13 protein-coding genes and 1 pseudogene are annotated in these 16,777 nt (G+C 42.2%); 6 read left to right on the forward strand and 8 right to left on the reverse strand.

The genetic code is table 11. From position 1 onward, the window contains the following. Positions 1-98 precede the first annotated feature (98 nt). Positions 99-437 carry a hypothetical protein gene (locus F7734_RS00995; protein ID WP_155742964.1) on the reverse strand — a complete coding sequence of 113 codons (339 nt, stop codon included), beginning with the start codon at positions 435-437 and terminating at the stop codon, positions 99-101. A gap of 507 nt (positions 438-944) precedes the next feature. Here F7734_RS00995 and F7734_RS01000 point away from each other — a divergent pair. The 3 genes and pseudogenes from F7734_RS01000 to F7734_RS62950 all read left to right on the forward strand — a co-directional run bounded on the left by F7734_RS01000 (position 945) and on the right by F7734_RS62950 (position 3,416). Then, positions 945-1,952: a hypothetical protein gene (locus F7734_RS01000; protein ID WP_155742965.1), complete on the forward strand. Its 1,008-nt coding sequence runs from the start codon at positions 945-947 to the stop codon at positions 1,950-1,952. Beyond that, positions 1,936-3,048, forward strand: a complete 1,113-nt coding sequence (locus F7734_RS01005; RefSeq protein ID WP_155742966.1) for a Gfo/Idh/MocA family oxidoreductase — start codon at positions 1,936-1,938, stop codon at positions 3,046-3,048. Before F7734_RS01000 ends, F7734_RS01005 begins: the two co-directional genes overlap by 17 nt. A 143-nt stretch (positions 3,049-3,191) precedes the next feature. Next, a pseudogene (locus tag F7734_RS62950) lies at positions 3,192-3,416 on the forward strand (hypothetical protein). Between the two features lie 452 nt (positions 3,417-3,868). Here F7734_RS62950 and F7734_RS61635 read toward each other — a convergent pair. From F7734_RS61635 to F7734_RS01020, 3 genes are read right to left on the reverse strand one after another with little or no spacing between them, the layout of a single operon-like run. After that, a complete protein-coding gene (locus F7734_RS61635) occupies positions 3,869-6,460 on the reverse strand; it encodes an SUMF1/EgtB/PvdO family nonheme iron enzyme (protein WP_207713968.1) in 2,592 nt (863 codons plus the stop codon). Next, on the reverse strand, positions 6,447-7,439 hold the full coding sequence (locus F7734_RS01015) for a MoxR family ATPase (RefSeq protein WP_155742967.1): 993 nt from the start codon (positions 7,437-7,439) through the stop codon (positions 6,447-6,449). Before F7734_RS01015 ends, F7734_RS61635 begins: the two co-directional genes overlap by 14 nt. After that, positions 7,436-8,479, reverse strand: a complete 1,044-nt coding sequence (locus tag F7734_RS01020; protein ID WP_155742968.1) for an effector-associated domain EAD1-containing protein — start codon at positions 8,477-8,479, stop codon at positions 7,436-7,438. The genes F7734_RS01015 and F7734_RS01020 overlap by 4 nt, the downstream gene beginning before the upstream one ends. Before the next feature lie 695 nt (positions 8,480-9,174). On the opposite strand from F7734_RS01020, the gene F7734_RS01025 reads away from it, so the two are divergent. Then, positions 9,175-9,411, forward strand: coding sequence for a hypothetical protein (locus tag F7734_RS01025; protein ID WP_155742969.1), 237 nt, complete (start codon positions 9,175-9,177; stop codon positions 9,409-9,411). Positions 9,412-9,535: 124 nt separating this feature from the next. Here F7734_RS01025 and F7734_RS01030 read toward each other — a convergent pair whose 3' ends face one another. Then, a complete protein-coding gene (locus F7734_RS01030; RefSeq protein WP_155742970.1) occupies positions 9,536-9,694 on the reverse strand; it encodes a hypothetical protein in 159 nt (52 codons plus the stop codon). Between the two features lie 341 nt (positions 9,695-10,035). Between F7734_RS01030 and F7734_RS01035 the strand changes: the two genes are divergently transcribed. After that, a complete protein-coding gene (locus F7734_RS01035; RefSeq protein ID WP_155742971.1) occupies positions 10,036-12,156 on the forward strand; it encodes an S-layer homology domain-containing protein in 2,121 nt (706 codons plus the stop codon). 801 nt (positions 12,157-12,957) lie between these two features. Here the strand turns inward: F7734_RS01035 and F7734_RS01040 are convergent. The 3 genes from F7734_RS01040 to F7734_RS01050 all read right to left on the reverse strand — a co-directional run bounded on the left by F7734_RS01040 (position 12,958) and on the right by F7734_RS01050 (position 14,885). After that, complete coding sequence (locus F7734_RS01040) at positions 12,958-13,500, reverse strand: HNH endonuclease (protein ID WP_155742972.1); 543 nt, start codon at positions 13,498-13,500, stop codon at positions 12,958-12,960. Next, on the reverse strand, positions 13,497-13,802 hold the full coding sequence (locus tag F7734_RS01045) for a hypothetical protein (RefSeq protein WP_155742973.1): 306 nt from the start codon (positions 13,800-13,802) through the stop codon (positions 13,497-13,499). Before F7734_RS01045 ends, F7734_RS01040 begins: the two co-directional genes overlap by 4 nt. A 192-nt stretch (positions 13,803-13,994) precedes the next feature. After that, positions 13,995-14,885, reverse strand: coding sequence for a LysR family transcriptional regulator (locus F7734_RS01050; RefSeq protein WP_155742974.1), 891 nt, complete (start codon positions 14,883-14,885; stop codon positions 13,995-13,997). Between the two features lie 328 nt (positions 14,886-15,213). Here F7734_RS01050 and F7734_RS01055 point away from each other — a divergent pair, with 328 nt between their 5' ends. Then, on the forward strand, positions 15,214-16,689 hold the full coding sequence (locus F7734_RS01055) for a ketol-acid reductoisomerase (protein ID WP_166481657.1): 1,476 nt from the start codon (positions 15,214-15,216) through the stop codon (positions 16,687-16,689). The last annotated feature ends 88 nt before the right edge of the window (positions 16,690-16,777 follow it).

The raw sequence follows: 16,777 nt of genomic DNA on the forward strand, positions 1-16,777 counted from the left end.
CGGAGGCGAGCCGTATCGGTGAAACCCCCTTTGTAACGTAACAAAAGCTTCAAGCTGTTTCTACAGCAAGGATAAGTTGTTTCTATGAGATTGAGTGCTTAAGGATTTTGCCAATTTCTGTTGTTTCCAATCCCAGGTTCTAAGGGTTGGATTTTAGGATTGTCGCGCAACTGCCTCTGTGTATTGTTAGGATTATTTATTGTCTCTGGAAAAATATTTAGCTGATAATCCCTCAAGTCTCTCTCTTGCTTAAGTCGAAGAACTTCTTTACAGTATTCAACTCCTTGAGGAGTCAATATTCCGAACGCCTGAGCTTTGTCGCACTCTCTTAAATCACTATCAATCAAGTCTGCTTTTGCTCCTTGTACACCCATAGTCACACATAGAGCAGTTCCCGCTAGTAAAGCAATGAAACAATTTTTCATGAATTTTGACATATCTAAATCCTGATGATGTTCTTTACAGGGTTAACTTTGTCAACAGAAGTGAGAGGATAAAGTTTCATATATCCCTACAGAGAGTATCACGATAATTACTGAAAAATATTATAGTTATCTTTAAATTCTACCGTTTGCCAGACTCAGTATTCCATACTGCTCGGTTAAGGAAATTGTAGGTTGGTAAACCCGTGTGTGAAACCCAATAAATGTCTGTAAATGTTGGGTTTCGTTCCTCAAACCAACCTACGTGTTTTCGTATTTTTAGGCTTAACCGACAAGTATTGACTCAGTATTATGATTAACTATTTTAGTCAAGACCACTGAAAAGCCTTAAATCGTTTGGGATTTAGCTTGATATAGCCGATCCTCATGCTAATGGCTGAGTTCTTCGTTGAATGAATTCAGTACGCTAGATCTAGAGCCAGTGCTGCGGAACAGACTCACGTTGGTAAGGACAAATGCCAATCCACGCTAGCAGCATCGATGAATCAGGAGGTTCAAGTTATGGATAATATTGCACAGCAAATCTGGGAACCGATCGCGCATAAGCAAACAGATACAGATACCAATACCGAGCAGTTCATGCATAAACCTTTGGTGGTAGCAGGAACATCTGAGGGTTTGTTGTTTCTCGGTTCCGAACAGCACGTTGAACTTCAAGGTTATTCCATTGCGGCTGTTGCTTCAAGTTCTGATGGGCTGTGGGCGATCGCCGATCGCAACTCCGTATGGCATCGTCACCCTAACGGCGAATGGCATCAAGTCGCTTCAGTAAATGATTTGCAACTAAACTGTATCCTACCAATAGAGAGTGAGGTTTTGGTAGGAACCTCTAAAGCCTGTCTCATTCGCATTGCTGACAGCGGGACGGATCGCCTCAATTGTTTTGAGTCAGTTGAAGGACGATCTGAGTGGTATACGCCGTGGGGTGGTCCGCCCGATGTGCGATCGATGGCAGTAGGTCAATCCGGTGAAATCTATGTAAATGTGCATGTCGGCGGCATTTTGCGCTCTAACGACCGGGGACAGTCTTGGCAACCTACCATCGACGTTCATGCCGATGTCCACGAAGTAAAGACTGTTTTAGATCGTCCCGATCTCGTGCTAGCAGCCACGGCGGAAGGGTTAGCGATAAGTAGAGATAGAGGGAATTCTTGGAGCTTCGACCGCACAAACTTACACGCTGCCTACTCACGAGCCGTGGCAGTGTGTGGAGAAACCATTTTAATGACCGCTTCTACGGGTCCTCGTAGTAGCAAGGCAGCAATCTACCGCCGTCCACTCAACCAGCCGGGGACATTTGAGAAATGCGAGCAAGGTCTACCAGAGTGGTTTTCAAACAATATCAACACGGGAACCCTTGACTCTTCAGGAAATTTCGCTGCTTTTGGGACTAGTGATGGTCAGATTTTCCTGTCAAGCGATGCTGGCTTAACATGGCAGCAAATTGCCAAGGATTTGTCTCCAATCAGTTATTTAAACATAGGAAGAAATTATGGCAACCGAAAATAACAAAGTCCGATATGCTGTTGTGGGATTGGGTTGGATTGCACAAGAAACAGTCCTACCTGCGTTTGCCCAAGCCGAAAATTCACAACTGGTCGCCTTGTTTTCTGAAGACCCATTTAAGCGTGAAGAACTAGGCAAGCAGTATGGAGTTAAGACTTACTCTTACGAAGAGTATGACAACTGCTTAAGAAGCGGTGAAATTGATGCAGTTTACATTGCACTGCCCAACCACTTGCACTGCGATTACACTGTGCGAGCGGCAAATGCTGGAGTTCATGTGCTTTGCGAGAAGCCAATGGCAGTTACAGAGCAAGAGTGCGAACAAATGATTCGTGCGGCTATTGATAACAACATCAAACTGATGATTGCTTACCGCCTGCACTTTGATAAAGCAAATATGCAAGCAGTAGAGATTATCAATTCTGGAAAAATTGGCGATTCCCGTATCTTTAACTCCGTATTTACTCAACAGGTTGTTGAAGGCAACGTGCGATTAGAGCCAATTTCCAATGGTGGCGGTACAGTTTACGATATGGGTGTCTACTGTATCAATGCTGCCCGCTATCTGTTTCAAGATGAACCTATTGAAGTCTTAGCCTCAAGTGCAAGCAAAGGCGAAAAGCGTTTTGACGAAGCTGATGAAATGACCAGTGCTATTCTGCGTTTTCCTGGAGAGAGACTAGCAACCTTTACTTCTAGCTTTGGCGCTGCACCAGTTTCGACCCTCCAGGTAGTGGGTACAAAAGGCGATTTGCGGATGGACTCGGCATACTCCTATCAGGGAGAACTGAAGCAACAAATCACTATCAACAATGAAACACAGGAACAATCGTATCCTGCAGGAAGCCAATTTGCAGCAGAAATTGTCTACTTCTCAGACTGTGTGCTGAGTGGGCAAAACCCAGAACCATCAGGTGAGGAGGGATTAGCAGATCTTCGCATTATCCGTGCTATTTACACTTCAGCACAAACGGGTCAGCCCGTACAGCTTGGTGAGTTTAAGCGCCAGCATAGACCATCAGCTCGACAAATTATCCAACGCCGTGAAACTCAACAACCAGAATTGATTCATGCAGCAGACCCTTCCGGTAAGTCGTAATTGAGGAAGGGAGAAGTACGCGAAGAGCCAGATATAAAGCCCATCTTTAGCCCGACTGGTGGATTTAACGTACCAGGTTTCGTAGGGATAGCTTTTTACAGCCATTTTCAGGTAAATAGACCACAGCCGTAGGGGCGCAAGGCATTGCGCCCCTAGCATCGTGGTTAACATCCGGTATTCGAGTTGAAAAAGTGACCAATCTCAATCTTTTCAAATTTACTGAAGAGTTAGGCTCACGGATGCAAGAACTTCTAGATAGAAAAAAAGCTGATTGACTGACACCAGAAGAAGCTGCTGAACTAGAGGCTATGGTCGAATTAGATATGATTTTCAGTTATACTAATGCTACGATTGCATCTCAATTATGACTTCTTTCTCCTACTCCTGTACAGACGCGTCATGGCTCGTCTCTACAATTTCCCAATCCCCAAGTTTATTGAGAGACTAGTTGACAAAATACGAGACTGCCTGCATACTATATTTAGTCGTACCATTTTTGAAAAAAAACTCGATCCGCCGTAGGCGGAAAAGGGTAAGAAAAAAGAATAGAGAAAAGGGTTAAAGGGTAGAGTGTAAAGAATTATAAAGTTCTCGCGCCGGAAAGCACAAACCGAAACCCGAGGACGACCGAGCCAGTTGTCCGGAGGAGCGTCGAGGCGACGCGCCGAACGGCAATGCCCCGGAAGGCCGTCCCAAAAATCGCTGCGAAGCATCCGATTATCATTATTGTTCATGCCGCTCCAAGTAATAGAATGAGAAGGTGCATCTTTATAGTGCATCTTTATAGTGCATCTTTATAGTGCATCTTTATAGTGCATCTTTATAGTGCATCTTTATAACTGTTATGAAAGGTATCCGCACACCATTCCCAAACGTTCCCGTGCATATCAAACAAGCCAAAGACATTTGCTACTTTCAAGCTACCTACAGGCGTTGTTCGTTCACGGTATTTTCCTTTTGAGCCAGAGCCATAAGTAGAGTTGCCGTTGTAATTCGCTAACTCAGGCGTAATAGTTTCGCCAAAGTGGAACGGTGTCGTCGTACCTGAACGGCAACTATACTCCCACTCTGCCCCACTTGGCAGTCGGTAGTTACGTTTGGTATGTATAGATAGTCTATCACAAAACTCTACTGCATCATACCAACTTACACACTCTACTGGTAAATCGCTTCCTTTAAATAGAGAAGGATCGGGATCGAGTTCGCGATTCACTTGCGGAAGTCCTGCGATCGCACGCCATTGTGCTTGGGTGATTGGATATTTTCCCATAAAAAACGGTTGAACGGTGACCTCGTGTTGGGGGCTTTCACGTTCCTGATGTCCTTCTTCCGTTTCTGGTGAACCCATGAGAAAAGTACCACCGGGAATAGAAACCATTTCTAAAGTGACATTATCGGGGAGATATTCTGTAAAGTAATTGGCTTGATGCTTTTCCCGTTTGATTATCTTTCCTAGGGCGTTAACGGTGACAACATCAAAAGAAAATTGAGATAATTGGGGCAGATTGCTGCGCCCTGGAATAGTAAGTTTCACCCCTTCAATATCTAGCTCTGATAAGTTTGGTGAAAGTTCGTCAAATAATTCCCTGGCTCCTTCGTCATATCCTCTCGCTAAACGTCCCCAAGCAGATGCAAAAGTTAAAAGAGGTTGAAATCCTTCTTCCACCAGAGGGTCTGCAAAGGTAGCAGTTAGAGATGTCGTTCTTACCTTGTCGGCTTTATCTCCTAAGTACATTTGTTCCAACATTGTAGCAAGATGATAAGCAAGCTCTTTGGGTTTCGTGTATGCTAAGGCAATCCATTCTGGTTTTTCGCCAAAATCTTTGATATCTAAATTAGTCTGCTCTAATCTTTGCTGCAAGTAAAAGAGCAAACACTCAGATAGCTCTTCTAACCGTGGATTGCCAAATCGTTCATCCGTTTGTAGCAGTTTCAGTAATAGATGTCGCACAGCACTATCCATTTCATACAATGGTTGACCTGCGGGATTGCATAGATTGGATAACAAAAGGTCTGGAATAGCAAGCCAAGGAATATTTAACGATGTCCCTTGTCGATCGCGCTTAAAGTTTTCTCGCAAATAATACGATAGATCGGGAGTGAGGGCGAGAGGAAAAGCAGCATGACAGGCGAAATCCAGATAAGCTTGACCGTGTTTGGAAAAATCAATGATGTAACGAGCCGCACTTTCGTAGCGACTATACTCATCTATGGGGATGTGTTTGAGTTTTTCCAGCACCTGCTGAAGTCGCCCTCGCACTTGCTGAATAAACTGCGGATTGGCTACTAATTCTAAACCATTCGCTGAATCATCATACTCTTTTACAAGTTTCTGGCGTCCTCGCAGGTCGTCGATCGTTCTCCGCCACCCAGTGAGGTCGAAGGGATACATGGAAACGAGTTCGGTAACCCAACTTGCAGTGTTACCGCGCCAACGGTTTGCTGGTAAAGGATTCAGCCATGCAACTTGTCGCACTACGGGTCTAATGCGATCGAGAAAGTTCTCCAGTAATTCAACTCGCTTTGGGTTGAAACCTCCACGCGCCGCCCCTCCGTCACTAAAAATGACAACTACTGTATGATTTGAGTGTAGGTGGGGGATGATGTCGGTAAGGGGTTGCTTTTGCAACAGGTTAAGGTCGGAATAGAGAGAGTCCGTGGGGCTGTTGCGAAAGTAGTAAATTTTAGTTTTACCCAAACGTCCTTCTTGCTGGGCTGTTTCTGCTAATCTCTCTGCTATGGGCGCAAAGGGAATTGTGGAATTACTCCGGTCAATCAATAGCAGCAGTTCGGTTTGATTGATACGGCTGGGGATAAGCACGGGTTCCAAGAAAAATCCTTCTTGGCTGATACGTTTAACTGTGGCTGAAATATCCAACTCAATCTCTGCTCCTTCTCGAACTGGTTGGCGAAGTTTACGCCAACCTTGTTGCATTTGGCGTCGCGTGACAGGAAAGTACTCGTCGGTGAGAGTAAAGCGCTGGGAAGGTAGGGATAGGGAAACTGCTTGAGCAACTTCTTGCGGTTCTTCTTTCCTGTCTAAATTTTCTACCCTAGGTAGATTGGCTTGGGTTGGTGATGCTTCTGTGGTTACTGGTTCTGATTCTGTGGTTTTTGCATCTGTTGTTCTTTGAGTGGATGGAGATTTAGCAGCAGAGGAAATTTTATTTTCAGATTGAGATAACTGCTGCTGTTTTAGGTATTGGTCAAAATAGTTCTCAAAGCACTGTTTTTCAGCCCGGTTTTTTACCCACAAGCGCCGACATAATTTTCGCAAATCTTGGTAGTTCTCTGGTCGAAAGCCTTTTTCCCATGCTTGGCTGAGCAATTGGTAATCCTCTATTCTGAGGAGCAATCCTGCTTGTCGCAGTCCCCAGAAGAGTTCTAGTAGATGCGGGTCATTTGGTATCATGGCGCTGTTTTTTATAGCGAATTTTTTCGTCGCGGGTTTTTAACAATACACCTAAAAACGGTATTTGCTTTTGCTCAAGTTTGTTACGAATTTCCTCCAGAGAAAAAGAAAGTACTAGGGCTTTAATCCAGTCAATTAATTCACTTGTACTAACCTGCTTGCCACTGTTTTTGTCTGTTTTGTCACGAACTTCTAAAAATTCGTCAACCAGGAGTTCAATGGAAAACTCTGGTAACTTTTTGTCTTCAAAATGGACTTTAACAATTTCAATTAATTCTTCTTTACTGGGAAACTCTAGGTAGTGGAAAATGCAGCGACGAAGAAACGCATCGGGTAAGTCTTTCTCGTTATTGCTGGTAATAACAACAATGGGAGGAGCTACTTGCTTTCCTACTTCGGGAATCTCTTTTCCAGTTTCTTCAATGAAAAACCGTTTTTCTTCAAGTTCCAATAGCAAATCGTTGGGAAAATCTATATCCGCTTTATCAATTTCATCAATGAGGAGAATCGTTCGTAGCTCGCTTTGAAAAGCTCTTCCCAATGGTCCGAATTTGATGTAACCTTTCTGACTGGAGTCTTGAAGACGTTCGAGTCCCCTCTCATCCAACTTATCAAATCCTGCTAGCTGAGCATCCCGCAAGCGAGCAACAGCATCATAGATATAAAGCCCATCTTTAGCCCGACTGGTGGATTTAACATACCAGGTTTCGTAGGGATAGCTTTTTAATCCCAAGGATTCTAACAGTTCTCGATTATTTTGGGTGAATTCATAAGCGATCGCACTTGTCAGCCGAGTTTTTCCACAACCCGGTTCCCCCATGAGTAATAAAGGACGTTCGAGGGCGATCGCTAATCTCACAGATTCTTTCAACTCATCATTTGGAAGGTAAGGCAATAGGTCTTTTCCCTGATGGTCTTTGTCTCCTGGTTTAGGATTAACTTTGCCTGTATATTCTAGATTACACTGAATGTTATTCATAAGGATAGTAAGTTCATGATATCAGACCAACTAGAGCCGCAATGCTTGCAAATTTCCTCCATCGCCAATTCAGGAATTCCCTGACGGCTATTTCTCCAAAAATCTTGGGCTAGTTTTTGGAGTTGTTCATCATTTCCTGTAGAACCCAGTAACTGATGGTTACCCATGACCCAACTAATGAGCAATTTTTCAGAAAAGTCAGAAATTGGTTCTAAATCCATAGGATATAATGGGCTATATTTTTCTAGGTCCTTAGCCCAATCAATTTTCCACTCAGAAGCGTAGCCTCGATTATCAACTAAAAACATCACTAAATAAGAATTGCAACCTTGAGAACAGTTTTGCACCTTTTCTACCAAAGGATTCCAAAATTTTTCTATCAACTGTTTGGCTTCTGTAGGACATAATCTATCGAAGTTAGGAAAAACAATAATTACTGTTTCCTTTTGCCAATCTTCATAGGTTTGAGTTACAAGTTTTTGAGGCGATGCTGAAGTTTTTAACTCCAAACTTAATTTAGCCCATATATCCTCTATGTAACTTTCCCCGCGTTCTGCCAAAGAAATCCGTACTTTTTTGGCTGTTGTACTACAGCGAAGAGATGTTTGTAACAATCGGTTCAATAACCACCGTTGACAACTTTTAGGCTCACCGCGAACTAAAAAACAGCGTGGAAGGCAATTGTTATGATAATTCCAAAATTTTTGAAACTTGTCAACTTGATCCTGGTAGTTTAGAGAGAGTAAGGCCTCGTAAAGTAGATTATTGTCTTGAAATGTTAGATTTTCTATTCTATTTAAATCAATTGTTTGTAATTTAGGATTCCCAGGATTAGCTGTTTTTGCTGCTTCTATAAGTTCTCTTAGCTTTCCTTGAGATTCAGCATAAATAATTAACCTATACACAATGTGTTTATAATTGTTTCCACCTGCTATTTGATGTAAGTTCCAATCCAACTTATCGCTTAGCATTATTTCTAATTCTGTTGCACAACGAAATGCATGCATCAGTGCTTCTCGAAGTTCTTCTTTGAATCCCATTTTACTTTATCTACCTTTGACAAAGGGACTAGCGTAGAAATAAAATACCAGCGTGTAAGGGTACAATGCCTTGTGACTCTTTCATTGTTGTCATGAACTGATTGGTACATTATTTAAATGCGACTCCCAAATCTTAAGCAAAAAAGACTTGTGTAATTTAAGATTATCACAACTCAATTTTTTTGCGGCTACTAAAAATTCTTTATTTCAGTGTTTTTTCTTACAGCGAATAAGATTGCTATACTCCCAGATTTCTCACAAAGCTTTAAACTACTGGCTTCAGCCGTATCGCAACGAGCGTGAGATATGTGGGTACTCAGGTTTACTCCTATCCCGCAAGGGAGATTACTTAATTAAATGAACCACACTTGACGCAAAGTACGCGAAGAAGGAGAAGACGAAGATCGGTAATCTTATGATGGTAAATAAGTACTAATACTTAAATAAGGGGAGTTTTTTAGAAGCAGTGACAGTAAATTGCGTTCGCGAAGCGCAAGCCTTACCCTGCTTATCGCTTCGGCGCAAGCCTTACCCTGCTTATCGCACCCGTTTTTCTACACCATCTTCCGCCAAACTATTCTGTTGCTCTAGGGAGCTGTCAGAGGATTACACTTCGTTAAGGCTTCCCAATCGTCTAAAATTAATTGGCAACATAATTAAAGTAAGCGTTGTCAATCGGTAATGAGTATAAAATTATGAACCCAGTAGTCATTAAACCTTCATCGTGGTTAACATCCGGTATTCGAGTTGAAAAAGTGAACAATCTCAATCTTTTCAAATTTACTGAAGAGTTAGGCTCACGGATGCAAGAACTTCTAGATAGAAAAAAAGCTGATTTACTGACATCAGAAGAAGCTACTGAACTAGAGGCTATGGTCGAATTAGATATGATTTTAAGTTATATTAATGCTATGATTGCATTTCAATCATGACTATTCCTAACAAGATTCAAGAATTTGTACGTTAACGTGCTAATGTTCTATCTTTTATCTGTCTTAGATATTGAAATTGAAGATGTGTCATTCTTGTCTCTTAATATTTCTTAATTCCTTGCGTTTATCGTTCAAAAAGTTTTTCTAACGCCACCAACTCAGCTTCTGTCTTTTCATCAACAGCAGGTAGGAGTTGCTGCACGATCGAGTAAAGCGATCGCCTTTGCACACCTCTTGCTTGTAAGCCCTTTTCTTTCAAGTCTTGTTCTATCTTTATAATCATTGGCTTGCGATCCACTTTGGCGACATCAGGGCTGCGGAAAATCGCTGTTCTAATTGCAGGTAATTACGTAGGATAAGCATGGCTTGCTCTGCGGGGCGTGGTAGAGCGGTACAGGAGGCGGAGCCTCACCGAAGGCATTCCCAGGCTCCGCCTGGGAACGAGGTGTTGAGGTGGGGTTCTGAGCTAACTTAATCAGTATTTATACGCAAGAACAGAAAAAAGATGAAGTTTTTTAACATTTTGATTTTAGTGTTAATTTTTACTGTATCGGAGGGATAAATAGACGAGGGAGGCATTAGGGCGCATTTACCACTAATGCTGTTTTCAATGGTGTGGGACACATGAATCAATCCTATTTAACTAACTTCGGCAAATTTGTTTTGGCTGCTGCTTATTTGGCGATCGCTTCTCCAGCATCGTCAGCTATTGCGGCTTCCGTATCCAAAACTACCGAAGCACAAAGCGCTGAAACTTCTGCTCATCAACGATTAATAATTGCTGATGATGACAATGATGATGACAACGAGACAAAAGTTTCATCAGAATTGCCAGAAGAAGTCAAAACAGCGGTATTGAGTGATATTTCCCAACGTACAAGTGTAGAAGCTTCTGCATTGCGGGTTGTTAAAGCAGAAAGGATTATTTGGCCTAATGGTTGTTTGGGATTACAAGAAGAAGGAAGTTGTACTAAAGTTTTAGTACCCGGTTGGCAACTTGTTGTTGCAAGTAACGACCAAATGTGGGTGTACCGCACGAACGAGTCTGGTGCGATCGCAAAGCTTGATGAAGGCTCAACCCAAGCGATTACTGCAACAATGATGAAGGTGCGAAGCACCAACGAACAAATTAGCCGTCGCACAACCACTCTCCAACGCCGTGAAACCGTAGTGGTACAGCGCAGAACACAAGCAAGTGGTGTAGCGGCTTCTGCACAAAGTTCTCAGTCTAGCGGTGCAGTTGCTGCATCCGTACAAAACACTCAAATTAGCGCTGCAACTGTTGCTGTTAAAAGCAAAACAGGTTTTACTCTTTCTATTCTGCAACCATCAGGAAGTTTTTCCGAAGTCATTGCCCGTATTTCTGTGAAAGGTAAGCGTGGCAAAGGCTACTTCAAAGAGCGCTTTTTAGGTGATTACAAGTATAAGATTAAGCAGAAAGCTAAATTTGTCAAGGGGTTGAAAGCAGGCGACAGAATAGTTGTGCGCTTGTTTGATACTCAAAACCGCTTTATCGGCTATAGCGAATTTGAATCTTTGTCTGCAAATACAGTCGTTAATCTGATTTTATCGGCAAACCCAACACAATATAAAGTTGTCCGTACTGTTTACGGTTTAGATGCTGACTTTGATGGCGTTGTTGATGAAGGTTCTACCACCTATGACTACTTCTCCCAAGTGAGCGGTCAAAGTGCTAGCTTCTTCAGCAGTTCCCAACAAGTCAAAGTAAGCCAGTTTCAAGCTCAAGGTTATTCAACTGTTGCTAAAACTAGTGTTTATCCTGCTTCCTTCTCCAAAGGTGAATTTGCAGTTGTTCGTCAGTCTCTCAATGTTTTTAATTCTAACTTAGCCGCAGCTTTAAAAGCTAAACCCGGTCAACTGGTACAACTACAGGAAGTGAGCGCTGACGGTAGTTCCACTTACGATATGACTCAAATGATGATGGGCTATCGGGAAGTCGGTACAGCCAGTGGCGTTCAAGTGAAGTTTTCGGATGTATCTGTGAACCACTGGGCTAAAGATTTTATTGCTGAGTTAGCAGCGCTAGAAATTATTGAAGGATTCCCTGATGGAACTTTCCGTCCAGATGAATATGTGACTCGCGCTCAATTTGCAGCAATGTTAAGCCAAGCTTTTGATAGAGTCACAATCCGGAGTGCAGTTAAGTTCAAAGATGTCTCAACCGCATACTGGGCTTACAATGCTATCCGCGAAGCCTATCAAATGGGCTTCTTGGGAGCTTCTGGCAATATGTTCAACCCAACTATGAACCTTTCTCGCTTAGAAACTTTGTTTGCCTTGGCAGAAGGTCTCAACTATACTGTGAGCGGATCTACAGAAGCCATTCTGACTGCTTACACTGATGCAACAACTATTAGAAGCGACGTTCGGAATGCGATCGCAGCACTCACACAACGGGGTATTGTCGTTAATTATCCTGACGTTCAGTCACTCAATGCTGACAAAGTAGCAACTCGCGCTGAAGTTGTCGCTTTGATATATAAAGCATTGGTAAGCACTGGGGAAGTGGTAGATATATCCTCGCAATATGCTGTAGGGCGAACGCAAATGCAGGTTGGACAGCAAGGAGAAGCTGAAGAACTCAATGTTGAACAGGTAAAACCCAAGAAACAGCATTGCAACCAAGGAATTGGTAATGGTGCTGAGGGTTGCGACCCCGGAAATTCCCATCCTCATGGTGGAAGTAACGACGAAGGTGGACGGACTCCTGGGATGAAAAAGTAACAGTTAGATCCCGGTAACTCATGCGGATACTGTTGACAAACGGTAGGTCAGACCCGTCATGTAGCACTCTCTCGTTCTCTCGTTCCCAGGTTCTACCTAGGAATGCAGGCTGCGAGGCGGAGCCTCGCCTTGCAGATCGCTACAGGAGGCGGAGCGGAGCCTCCCAAAAAGGCATTCCCAGCCTGAGGCTGGGAACGAGGTGGGGGTCAGACCTATCATTCGCCAACTGATTGAATAGACTTGATATTAGCTACATTTAAAAAAATAATTTCTGAAAAACAGAACTTGTCGAGCTAAACTCTTGAGTATTAATACTAGTTACGCTACGCTCGAATAACTCAGGAAATATACGGTTAAATTTGAATGAGAGATAAGTGAAAAATACTGCCTACATGAAGTGAGTATTAACTTTAATGGCTATGCTTGTCACATCAAACGAAGGCAGCAAAGTCACCGTGCCTGCAAAACTAATATCTATTCATTTCTGTATTTGTTTTTTGCTTCCACGTTGAATATGTACCGACTCTGGATCTGGCATCTTACCGCACTGCACAAAGAAACCCGATTTCTCGAAACCAGAATCGGGTTTTTAAACGTGCATATTACTAACTGTGTAACGTAACTTGCAGTTAGCTTTTGGCTGCTAGCATATATCCTAATAAGCTGTACAAGCACCCAGAAAATACGGAATTCTTAAAAATTTTTATTTATTGTTAAGTAGTGCTCTTTGAAGTAGCTCAAACAAATTTGTCACCCAGACGATAATTTTTCCGGGTGACACTTTTTACTGTAGATCTACTATTAGAAACTATCTTGTTGATTCCGAAGTAAAGCTTGTAATATATCTCGTTGTTCTTTCAAGAGACCTTGTTGTTCTGTTACTAAATTTGTTAATTGGGCATTTAATTGTGTTAGCAACAAAACTAAATCTCGGTATCGTTCTAGTAGACGAGTTTCTTCTGTTTGGCGACGGCGTTGAAGGCGATAGGCAATTAAAGGTGGACGATTCAGCCGTAATCGTCTGCAAGTAAATTCTCCTGTTGTAGTCAGAGCCAGCAACTGCCCATCCTCTAACTCAATAAAATGTTTATCGTAGTGTTCAGAACGAGGATTCCACAATTTTGGTAAAGACTCATCCGTACTCCAGTAATCTTGTTTATATTGATTACAACAAGCGCAGCAATAAATTAGGTTTTCTAAATTGTCAGAACCTCCTTTCGATTGGGGTTGGTAGTGATCGACCGTTAGAGTTCCTCCTACGTCATTTTCTCTCACTCCACAAAATTCGCAGGCATAGTTTGCCCGTTGTTGAACTTGTTCTCGTACTTCTTTTGATATAGTCATGCCGAACGTCGAGCCGTTAACTGTTGTCGTAATACACCAACTTCTTGGCGTAAATTATCATTTTCGCTAGATATTTGCTGAATGCGTTGAGTTACAAATGTTAACTGGTTTAAGGATGCTTCAATCTGAGTTTGCAATTTTGCTAAGTTCATTTGAGAGTCAGCATTGTCACTAAGCAGCTTGCTTTCAATTGCATCTAGCTTTGCATACCAACCATCTAGCTGCTCTTTTTCCAAGTTAGTGAGTTCTTCGCCAAGTGTTGAGCGATTGTGCAGTTGCCTCCCCATTTCATCTGAAATCATCAGTTCTCTCCTGACTTATGGAAGTGTGAAAATTGTACCAATCAAATTATAGTGTTGAACTTGGGACTTCAAAAGCTTCGTTATGCAAAGGTTATAGCTATTTATAAAAAGTCTAGCTATTAGCCGTTTGCAGTATAACTAATAATCACTAACAGCCCTTTCACAAAGTTAGGTTTTTTCACACCGATCTACTTATAAAGTTTGAGCAATGATTTCTTGAATAACGCGAACAAACGTCTGTAAGACAGCAGAAGTTTCATCCTGTCGCCAAACTGCGACTAACTCTACCTCCACATTTAAGGGACTGAGAGTTGTATATACTACCCCAGTTCTATGAATGTTGCGGATGGAAGCAGGTGCAAGGGAAACACCCATATCGGCGGAGACAAGACCGAGAATTGTCTGCTTCTGGCTTGCTTTTTGAACAACTTTAGGGCAGAAACCAGCTTGTTGAAACAAACTGATACATAAATCGTAATAGCCCGGTTCGAGATGACGAGAGACCAAAATGAAGGACTCGTTAGCAAGTACAGATAATTTTAACTCTGGCTGAGTGGCAAGTGGATGAGTTTCTGGCAAAATCACTACCAATGGCTCGCGTAGGATTAGTTCTTGGACTAACCCCGTATCGGGTATAGGTGGAATCATCAAACCGAGGTGAATTTGTCGATCTTGCAAAGCTTGAAGTTGAGCGCTGGATGTCATCTCTTCCAATTCTAGTTCCACTCGTGGAAAGCGCTCTCGGAATATCCTCAGAACTTTGGGCAAAAGACTGTAAGTGGCAAAACCAGAGAATCCTACTGTCAGTCTACCGTTTTCTCCGCGAGCAACTTGCCTTGCCATCTCTACCGCCTGAGATGCTTTAGATAATATCTGACGTGCTTCCTCTAAAAATGCTTTTCCTGCTTCTGTTAACTGTACTCGACGTTTAGTACGGTGGAACAAAAGCACACCTATCTCTGCTTCTAGTTGACGGATTTGTTGGCTGAGAGGTTGCTGAGTCATGTGCAGTCGTTCTGCAGCGCGACCAAAGTGCAGTTCCTCTGCAATAACGACAAAGTAACGTAGATGTCTCAGTTCCATAATCTGATTTGAACTTTTTAAGTGTTAATTACTTATGAAAAATGTGTTGGACAGTGAAAAAAATAACTCGTATGTTAAAAACTAACAGTTATTTTTCTGTGTGCGTTTATCTAGAGTTTATTTTGAACCCCAGATGAACGCTGATGCAATACTGCGTATGTTTTGAGAAATTGTAGGTTGGGTTGAGCGTAAGCGAAACCCAACAAATGCTGATAAATGTTGGGTTTCGTTCCGCAACCCAACCTACCTTGAATTTGTGTTTTTTGCTTAACCTACGTAGTATTGAACGCTGATGGACGCGGATCAATTTTAGAGGGGGGAATAACACGTGAGTTTAGATTTTAGTACAAAAATTTTTGAGAAAGAGAAGATTTTTTTAGCTGATACGGAAGAATATATTGTTCGGGGAGGACGGCATCTTTTTACTCTTTTGCCTAAAGCATTTGAAGGAATTCGGCAAATTGGAGTGATTGGTTGGTCTTCTCAGGGGCGTGCTCAAGCTCAGAATTTAAGAGATTCTTTAGCAGGTAGTGGGATTAAAGTCAAAGTTGGTCTGCGAGAAAATTCTGCTTCTATTTCCAGCGCAGAAAATTCTGGATTTACTAGAGATAATGGGACGTTGGGGGAAATGTATGAAGTTATTTCTGAGTCGGATTTATCAATTCTTCTGATTTCTGATGCTGCACAAGCTGAAAATAAAAAGCAAATTTTTGAGGCAATGCGTCCGGGGAGCACATTGGGTTTGTCTCATGGATTTTTCTTGGGGTATTTGAAAAATATTGGGGAGTGTTTTCCTAGCAATATTAATGTTATCGCTGTTTGCCCTAAAGGTATGGGACCTTCCGTCAGACGCCTTTACGAGCAAGGCAAAGAAATTAATGGTGCAGGTATTAATTCTAGCTTTGCTATTTATCAAGATATTGATGGAAAGGCAACAGATTATGCTCTGGGATGGGCAATAGCGATTGGTTCGCCTGCGATTTTTCATACCACTCTGGAATCAGAGTATAAATCCGATATTTTTGGAGAACGAGGAATTTTACTGGGGGCGATTCACGGTATTGTAGAAAGTTTATACCGATGGTTTCTGAGTCATGGTTCTTCTCGTGAGGAAGCTTATATTTATTCAGTGGAATCTATTACAGGACCAATTAGCAGAATAATATCTCACCAAGGAATTTTGGCTGTTTATGAATCATTAGATAAGACAGATAAAGAAACTTTCAAGAAAGCTTATTTAGCAGCCTATCACCCTGCTATGGAAATCTTACGAGAAATTTATGATGAAGTCGCTTCCGGAAACGAAATTCGGAGTGCGATTGCAGCAAGTAACCGTCACAAAAGTGATCCTCTAGGCAAAATTGACGGTACACCCATGTGGCAAACTGGTATTCATGTCCGTGCGAATCGAAAATCTCATCACATCCCCATTCATCCTGTCACCGCAGGAATTTACATCGCAACAATGATGGCTCAACTTAAGCTATTAAAAGAAAAAGGGCATTCCTACTCTGAAATCGCTAACGAGTCCATTATCGAAGCTGTCGATTCTCTCAACCCTTATATGCACCATAAAGGCATTGCTTTCATGATTGATAATTGTTCTATAACTGCAAGAATTGGGGCTAGAAAATGGGCACCCAGATTCGACTATATTCTATCTCAGCAAACTTTCAATACACTAGATAGTGATTTCATAGCAGATGAACCTCTCTTCAAACAATTCATAACCGATGAAATACATCAAGTTTTATCAATCTGCTCTCAGTTAAAACCACCAATTGATATTTCAGTCACAGAGTAAGATACTGTAGGTTGGGTAGAACGCAGTGAAACCCAACAATTTACCACCTCGTTCCTAGCTCTGCGTACTCTGCGCCTCTGCGGTTCAA

The sequence above is a fragment of the Scytonema sp. UIC 10036 genome, from assembly GCF_009725235.1.